Origin of the sequence: Nitratireductor sp. GCM10026969 (assembly GCF_042660605.1) — a bacterium.
Lineage (GTDB): Bacteria > Pseudomonadota > Alphaproteobacteria > Rhizobiales > Rhizobiaceae > Chelativorans.
In genome coordinates this window covers 1-7,814 of the sequence record NZ_JBHSUM010000183.1, presented here as the reverse complement: position 1 = coordinate 7,814, position 7,814 = coordinate 1, and the positions used below count along the sequence as shown (strand labels likewise).

7 protein-coding genes are annotated in these 7,814 nt (G+C 64.4%); 6 read left to right on the top strand and 1 reads right to left on the bottom strand.

The genetic code is table 11. The features are described 5' to 3' along the window. The 5 genes from ACFP9U_RS22310 to ACFP9U_RS22290 all read left to right on the top strand — a co-directional run. Positions 1-486 (top strand): MurR/RpiR family transcriptional regulator (locus tag ACFP9U_RS22310; protein WP_378624834.1); only part of this gene is annotated, 486 nt, incomplete at its 5' end. Beyond that, complete coding sequence (locus tag ACFP9U_RS22305) at positions 483-1,805, top strand: aspartate aminotransferase family protein (protein ID WP_378624833.1); 1,323 nt, start codon at positions 483-485, stop codon at positions 1,803-1,805. The genes ACFP9U_RS22310 and ACFP9U_RS22305, both read left to right, overlap by 4 nt. Before the next feature lie 254 nt (positions 1,806-2,059). Beyond that, positions 2,060-3,040: a TAXI family TRAP transporter solute-binding subunit gene (locus ACFP9U_RS22300; RefSeq protein WP_378624831.1), complete on the top strand. Its 981-nt coding sequence runs from the start codon at positions 2,060-2,062 to the stop codon at positions 3,038-3,040. Positions 3,041-3,147: 107 nt separating this feature from the next. Then, positions 3,148-5,826, top strand: a complete 2,679-nt coding sequence (locus ACFP9U_RS22295; RefSeq protein ID WP_378624830.1) for a TRAP transporter permease — start codon at positions 3,148-3,150, stop codon at positions 5,824-5,826. 12 nt (positions 5,827-5,838) lie between these two features. Next, positions 5,839-6,264, top strand: a complete 426-nt coding sequence (locus ACFP9U_RS22290; protein WP_322453898.1) for a universal stress protein — start codon at positions 5,839-5,841, stop codon at positions 6,262-6,264. A 197-nt stretch (positions 6,265-6,461) separates the two neighbouring features. Here ACFP9U_RS22290 and ACFP9U_RS22285 read toward each other — a convergent pair whose 3' ends face one another. Beyond that, on the bottom strand, positions 6,462-7,337 hold the full coding sequence (locus ACFP9U_RS22285; protein ID WP_378624828.1) for a MurR/RpiR family transcriptional regulator: 876 nt from the start codon (positions 7,335-7,337) through the stop codon (positions 6,462-6,464). 143 nt (positions 7,338-7,480) lie between these two features. Between ACFP9U_RS22285 and ACFP9U_RS22280 the strand changes: the two genes are divergently transcribed. Then, positions 7,481-7,814, top strand: a 334-nt coding sequence (locus ACFP9U_RS22280) for an N-formylglutamate amidohydrolase (RefSeq protein ID WP_378624827.1), incomplete at its 3' end; no start/stop codon positions are given.

Sequence of the window (7,814 nt, the reverse complement as noted above, 5' to 3'; positions counted from 1 at the left end):
GTCTATTGTCTCGGGCTGCGCTCCAGCAAGCCGGTGGCGGCGCACCTGGCCTACATGCTGTCCTTCCTGGGCGAGCAGCCGGTCGCACTCGATGTTGCCGACGGAACCGGCCTCGACGCGCTGCGCTTCGCCAGTGCCGGGGACGTGTTCTTCGTCACCACCGTCTCGCCCTACACACGGGCCAGCGTGGAGGCGGCGCGCCACGCCCGGGACAGCGGGCTCGTCATCGTCGCGCTGACCGACAGCGCCGCCTCGCCCGTGGCGGTGCTTGCCCACCACGCAATCGTCGTGCCGACGGAAAGCCCCTCCTTCTTTCATTCCATGGCGCCGGCCTTCATCGCCGTGGAGATCCTGGCGGCGCTCGTCGCAGGCGAAGAAGGGGAGCGGGCGCTCGAGGCCATCGCCGACGCGGAGCGCCACTTCGCCGCGCTCAGGATCCATCTTTACGAACATGCCGCCCGCACGCGGCGCCAGGAAGACCAATGACGCATATTCTTCACCGCCAGATCCATGCCGACCTGCCCGTCGCCGTTGGGGGAAAGGGCGTTTCGCTCTACGACAGCGCCGGCCGCGCCTATATCGACGCGTCCGGCGGCGCGGCGGTCTCCTGCCTCGGGCACGGTCATCCCGACGTGATCGCAGCGCTGACGCGCCAGGCAGAAGATCTCGCCTACGCCCATACCAGCTTCTTCACCAACGAGCCTGCCGAGAAGCTGGCGGAGAAGCTCGTCAAGGCAGCGCCGGAAAGCATCGGCCACGTCTATTTCGTCTCCGGCGGTTCGGAGGCGAACGAGGCCGCGCTCAAGATGGCGCGGCAGTATTTCGTCGAGAAGGGCGAGCCGGAGCGCCGCAACGTCATTGCCCGCCGCCAGAGCTACCACGGCAACACGCTGGGGGCGCTTGCCGCCGGCGGCAATGCCTGGCGCCGGGCGCAATTTCAGCCCCTTCTCATCGAAACCCATCACATCGATCCCTGCTATGCCTACCGTTTCCGATGGCCGGGCGAAAGCGAAGAGGCCTATGGCCAGCGCGCCGCACAGCAGCTCGAGGACACGATCCTCGAACTCGGCGCCGAAACCGTCATGGCCTTCATTGCCGAGCCCGTTGTGGGGGCCACGGCGGGAGCTGTGCCCGCCGTTCCCGGCTATTTCCGGCGTATCCGCGAGATCTGCGACCGCTACGGCGTGCTTCTCATCCTCGACGAGGTGATGTGCGGCATGGGTCGCACCGGCACGCTGTTCGCGTTCGAGCAGGACGGCGTCGCCCCCGATCTCGTCAGCGTCGCCAAGGGGCTTGGCGGCGGCTACCAGCCGATCGGCGCCGTGCTTCTTTCGCGCGCGATCTTCGCGGCTTTTGCCGAAGGCTCAGGCTTCTTCCAGCACGGCCACACCTATATGGGCCATCCGGTCGCCTGCGCGGCCGCGCTCTCCGTGCAGGAGGTGATCGAGCGCGACGGCCTCCTGGCCAATGTCCGCGAGATGGGTGCCCATCTCACAAGCCTGCTGGAGGAGCGCTTCGGTGAACACGCACATGTCGGCGACATTCGCGGCCGCGGCCTGTTTATGGGCCTCGAACTGGTCGGCGACCGTGCAAGCAAGGAGCCCTTCGATCCGGCGCTGAAGATCTTCGCGCGGGTGAAGAGGGAGGCCATGGAACGCGGCCTGATGGTCTATCCGGCCGGCGGGACGGTCGACGGGAAGCGCGGCGATCATGTCTTGCTTGCGCCGCCCTTCATCGTCGACCGGCCGACCGTTGAGCGGATCGTCGAGTTGCTGGGAGAGGCCGTCGACGCGGCCGTGGCCTGACAGATGGGAAGAAGGGAGGATGGCATATCGGCGTTGTCGACAAGCCCGTCCGATTGCAACATTATGTTGCATCTTTCGCCGAATTGCGCAGTCTATCCATTGACTTGGGCGAGGGGGCAATTCACGCTCCCGGCCTGAGCCGCGCATGGCCGGTCGGGGACTCTCGCACGCGGGTACCCGGTGGCTGTTTCCCGGATCGGGAAGCGGAATACGCAACGTGCAACCAGATGAGTATGGCAACAGGGAGACGCAATATGACACCAAATCGAATTCTCGGCTTTGGTATCGCCGCGGCGATGCTCGGCGCGCTGTCGGCGGGCCAGGCGGCGGCTCAGGAGCAGCAGTTCGTGTCCGTGGGAACCGGCGGCGTGACCGGCGTCTACTATCCCGTCGGCGGCGCCATGTGCCGTCTGGTCAATCAGACGCGCCGCGACCACGGCATTCGCTGCTCGGTGGAGTCCACCGGCGGCTCAGTGTTCAATGTCAACGCCATCAAGGGCGGCGACCTCGAATTCGGCGTCGTGCAGTCGGACGTGCAGTACAACGCCTATAATGGCGAGGCCGGTTTCGCCGACACCGGCGCGCATGAAGACCTGCGTTCGGTGTTCTCGCTGCACGCCGAGCCCCTCACCGTCGTCGCCCGAGCGGACGCCGATATCGGCGAGTTCGACGATCTGAAGGGCAAGCGCGTCAATATCGGCAATCCCGGCTCCGGCCAGCGCGCGCTGATGGATCTTCTGATCGCCGAAAAAGGCTGGACGAACGACGACTTTTCCCTGGCGGCGGAGCTCGCGCCGGCCGAGCAGAGTTCCGCACTCTGTGACAACAACATCGACGCCTTCGCCTACACTGTCGGCCATCCGGCGGGCTCCATCGAGGAGGCCACCACCACCTGCGACAGCGTCATCGTGCCGGTCGAGGGCGAGGCCGTCGACGCACTGGTCGAGAACAATCCCTACTACTTCCAGGCGACCATCCCCGGCGGCATGTATCGCGGCAACGACGAGGACGTGAACACCTTCGGTGTCGGCGCGACCTTCGTGACCTCCGCCGACGTGTCCGACGACGTGGTCTATACCGTGGTCAAGTCCATCTTCGATAACTTCGATGAGTTCCGGGGCCTGCATCCGGCGCTGGAAAATCTGACGCCGGAGCAGATGGTGAGCCAGGGTAACTCGGCTCCGATGCATCCCGGCGCTGAGCGCTATTACAAGGAACAGGGCTGGCTCAACTAAGCACGCTCACCTCCAGGGGCGCCCCGCCGGGGCGCCCTTTTTCGCATTACCGCCGGGGAAAGCAGCGGCAGTGCGCAAAAAGCAAGAATCTTTCGGGGAACAGAGTGATGGCTGAGAAGTCGAACGGTGCCGCGGGCGAGCAATCCCATACGACGGACGATTTACAGGATCTTGTCGCTTCCACCGATACCGGCGCGCGCCATCCCATCGGAACGACCGGCTATATCATTGCCGGCGTGGCGCTTTGCTGGTCGCTTTTCCAGCTCTATATCGCTTCGCCGCTACCCTATATGCTTTCGAGCCTGACCGGGCTCAGCCTTGTCCTGAATCATGCGGAGTCCCGCGCAGTCCATCTGGCCTTCGGTCTCTTCCTTGCCTATATGGCTTTTCCCGCTTTCAGCCGCAGCCCGCGTGACCGTGTTCCCGCCCTGGACGTGGTTCTGGCGCTCGCCGCGGCGGCTTGCGCCCTGTACAACTTCTTTTTCTACCACGAGTTGGCCCAGCGGCCGGGCCTTCCCATAACGCGGGATCTGATCATTGCCGGAATCGGCATGGTCTTGCTGTTGGAGGCGGCGCGCCGGGCGCTGGGGCCGCCACTCGTCGTCGTTGCCCTTGTTTTCCTGGGCTACGTATTTTTCGGTTCCTCAACGCTTATTCCCGACATCATCCGCTGGGGCGGAGCGTCCTACGGGCGCGCCATGTATCAGATGTGGCTGTCGCCGGAGGGCGTTTTCGGCGTGGCGCTCGGCGTTTCGTCGGCGTTCGTCTTTCTGTTCGTCCTGTTCGGCTCGATGCTCGACCGGGCTGGCGCCGGCAATTTCTTCATCAAACTCGCCTTTGCGCTGCTCGGCCATCTGCGCGGCGGTCCGGCGAAGGCAGCGGTGCTCGCCTCGATGATGACCGGCATCATCTCCGGTTCCTCGATCGCCAACGTGGTCACCACGGGCACCTTCACCATTCCTCTCATGAAGCGGGTGGGCTTCTCTCCGGAAAAGGCCGGCTCAGTCGAGGTGGCGAGTTCGGTCAACGGACAGATCATGCCGCCCGTCATGGGGGCGGCCGCCTTCCTGATGGTCGAATATGTCGGCATCCCCTATATCGAGGTCATCAAACACGCTTTCCTGCCGGCTGTCATCTCCTACATCGCGCTGCTTTACCTCGTGCACCTGGAAGCGGTGAAGAACGACATGCCGGTGCTCGAAAAGCGGCAGATACATCCGGCGACCGTGGCGCTCCTGCGCGCCGGCATCACGATCGCTTCGATCGTGATCCTTGCAGGCCTTACCTATTACGGCGTTTCGCTCATTCGCTACCTGCTTCCCGATGTCTCCGGCCCGGTGTTGTTGATCGCCATGCTCGGCATCTATGTGCTGCTCGTGTGGTATGCCGCACAAGCGCCGGATCTGGAGTTGGACGATCCGGAGGCGCCGGTGGTGGAACTGCCGCTGGCCGTCGAGGTGCTGAAGACGGGGCTGCATTATCTCCTGCCGCTCGTGGTTCTTATCTGGTTCCTGATGATCGAGCGTTATTCGCCCGGCCTGTCGGCTTTCTATGCCGTGCTGCTGCTCATTCTCATCATCCTGACCCAAAAGCCGCTCAAGGCGCTCTTCCGCGGCATGCAGTCCGATGAACAGCGTGCCGCCTTCATGGAAGGCTTCTACGATCTAGTCGCCGGCCTGATCACGGGCGCCCGCAACATGATCGGCATCGCCTGCGCCACGGCCACCGCCGGCATCGTCGTGGGCACCGTCACGCTGACCGGCATCGGCCAGGTCATGGCCGAGTTCGTGGAGTTCCTGTCGGGCGGCAACATCTTCCTGATCCTGGTCTTCACGGCCATGATCTCGCTGGTGCTCGGCATGGGCCTGCCGACGACGGCGAACTACATCGTCGTCTCCTCGCTCATGGCACCGGTCATCGTGCAGCTCGGCGCCGCAAACGGCGTGCTCATTCCGCTGATCGCGGCCCACATGTTCGTCTTCTATTTCGGCATCATGGCGGACGTGACGCCACCGGTGGGGCTGGCGTCCTTCGCGGCGGCGGCCGTGTCACGCGGCGATCCCCTGAAGACGGGCTTCATCGCCTTCTTCTATTCGTTCAGGACGGTGCTTCTGCCCTTCATCTTCGTCTTCAACACCGACCTGCTGCTCATCGATGTGAGCTTCCTCGGCGCCATCTGGGTCTTCTGTCTGGCGACGGTGGCGATGCTGATCTTCGCCGCCGCCACGCAGGGCTTCTTCATGGTCAAGTCGCGCATGTGGGAGTCGGCCGCACTTCTGCTCGTCACCTTCATGCTGTTGAGGCCCGGCTTCTTCCTCGATCTGGTGCAGCCGCCCTATGAGCAGGTCGAGCCGACGCAGATCTTCGAGGTGGTGGAGCGTGAGCCTTCCGGGGCCGGTGTCCGCCTCGTCATCCGCGGCCCGAGCTTCGACAATCCCGACGTGACGCTGGAGCGTACCATGGCCTTCGGTCTGGGCGAGGCGGGGGCCAGCGGGGAGGCGCGCTTCGAGGAGGCGATCGGCCTGCCCGTGCGCATCGAGAACGGCACGGTCGTCCTCGACGAACCGCTGGACTTGAACAGCCTCGCCGCCCGCGCTCTCTCCGACATGGACTTCTACGCCGACGAGCCGGTGCAGATCACCGCGATCGAGGCGAGCACGGAGCGCATGCCGCGCGAGGTTTTTTACATTCCGGCGGTGCTCATCCTGGCACTGGTGATGTTCCTCCAGCGCATGCGCGGGGGCACATTGGCCGGCAATCCGAAACCGAAGCCGGCCGCCGCGTGAGGAGAAGACGCGATGTACAAGGACATCCTCGTTTCCATCGATCTCGGCGATCCCGAGCACGAAAAGCGCACGCTCGAAACGGCGGTGGATTATGCCCGCACCTTCGGCAGCCGCCTGCACGTGATGACCGTCGTGCCCGACTACGGCATGTCCATCGTCGGCGGCTTCTTCCCGAAGGGGCATGAGCAGGAGGCGCTCGAGCACGCCAACCAGGCGCTGCACCTGTTCACAAAGAAGCACGTGCCGTCCGAGATCAAGCACCGCCATATCGTCGGGCATGGCTCGATCTACCGGGAGATCCTGCGCTATGCGGGCGTCGTCAAGGCCGATCTCATCGTGCTCTCGGCCAAGCGGCCGGGGCCTGAGGACTATCTCCTCGGCCCGAACGCCGCGCGCGTGGTGCGCCACGCGGAGATATCGGTGCTGGTGGTGCGATAACGATTCGAGGCAGCGCTGTCGCGGGATGCGTTCAGGGCGACGCACTAGCGCACGTCATCCCGGAAAACCGCAGGTTTGTCCGGGACCCATTCCGGAACGTGGACGAGTCACGGAGTGGATCCCGGACAGCCGCAGCTCACGCTCCGGCTTCCGGGATGACGGCCGCCCTTGCATGCAATCCAGCGTGATTGCAGCTCTCACACGAACTTCCGGAAGAGCCGCGTCTTGTCGAACAGCTCTTCCAACTCGTTCATGCGCGCCCGCGTCGTTTCCCAGCTTCGCGTCTCGATGGCCGCGATCAGCGCTTCGGCGATGAAAAGGATGACGGCGGTCGAATCCCAGGCCGACGGCACCTCGATGCGCGCGTGGAAGCAGTGCGCGGCGTGCCGCGCGGCGGGTGAGCCCCACTGGTCGGTGAAAAGCACGATGGTGACATCACGCGCCCGTGCCATCTCGGCGAGCCGCAGGATGTCGTGTTCGTAGCGGCGGATGTCGAAGGCGACGAGAATGTCGCCGGGGCGCATGTTAAGCACGTAATGCGGCCAACTGTTGGAATTCGAGGCGATCTGCGTCACGCCCGGGCGAATCACCTGCATGTGCGTGAAGAAGTGGTCGGCCATCGAGCGGGTGATTCGCCCGCCCACCACATGCACGTTGCGTGACTGGTCGGCGAGCAGGTCCGCCACGGCATCGAAGGTGCGCTTGTCGATCTGGTTGAGCGTCTGGCGGAGGTTTTCCGTCACCGCATCGGCGAAGCGGCTCAAGAGATGTCCCTCGAGCGCGCTTTCGGCCCACTGGTCGTGTTTGGCGATCGGGTTCGAGATGGTGGCCTGCAGCTCCGCGCGCATCGCCGCCTGCATCTCGGGAAAACCGCCGAAGCCCAGCTTCTTGGCCATGCGCACCACGGTGGGCGTGGACACGCCGGCCGATTCGGCCACCGCAGTGATGCTCTCCATTCCCAGCATGGGATAATTGTCGAGCAGTGCGTTGGCGAGCTGCCTCTCGGCCCGCGTCAGCACCTCGAATGCGCCGCGCAGGCGTTCGGCCACCGTCTTTCCGGTCCCTCCGCTCATCACCTCGCCTCTGCCGCCCCGATGGGCCATGGTTCGAATTCCTGTCCGCCTCAGAAACCCTGTAGCAAAAATTTCAGAATTAATCTTGACCGTGTAAATGGATATGAAAAGATATTTTCGGTTTCGGCAAGAAGGGCTGTGTCGTGGGTGAGCCGGGGAAACGGGTCGAAGGGGAGGCAACGATCGTCGAAACGATCAATGCCGAAGGCGCGGGGACCGTCGTCCTCTCTTGCGAGCACGCCGCCAATTTCATTCCGCCGGAATTCGCCGATCTCGGGCTCGCGCGGGAAGTGCTGGAAAGCCACATCGCCTGGGATCCCGGCGCAAGCGCCGTGGCGCGGCACCTGTCGCGCCATCTCGATGCGCCGCTTGTCGCCCAACGGGTCTCGCGCCTCGTCTATGACTGCAATCGCCCGCCGGACGCCGAGGCCGCGACCCCCGCCCGGAGCGAGGCCTATGCGGTGCCCGGCAATGCCG

Bases quoted from the DNA above. Each gene is read 5' to 3' on its own strand.
- ACFP9U_RS22305 (WP_378624833.1), top strand. From the start codon at position 483: ATGACGCATATTCTTCACCGCCAGATCCATGCCGACCTGCCCGTCGCC.
- ACFP9U_RS22300 (WP_378624831.1), top strand. From the start codon at position 2,060: ATGACACCAAATCGAATTCTCGGCTTTGGTATCGCCGCGGCGATGCTC.
- ACFP9U_RS22290 (WP_322453898.1), top strand. From the start codon at position 5,839: ATGTACAAGGACATCCTCGTTTCCATCGATCTCGGCGATCCCGAGCAC.
- ACFP9U_RS22295 (WP_378624830.1), top strand. From the start codon at position 3,148: ATGGCTGAGAAGTCGAACGGTGCCGCGGGCGAGCAATCCCATACGACG.
- ACFP9U_RS22285 (WP_378624828.1), bottom strand. From the start codon at position 7,337: ATGAGCGGAGGGACCGGAAAGACGGTGGCCGAACGCCTGCGCGGCGCA.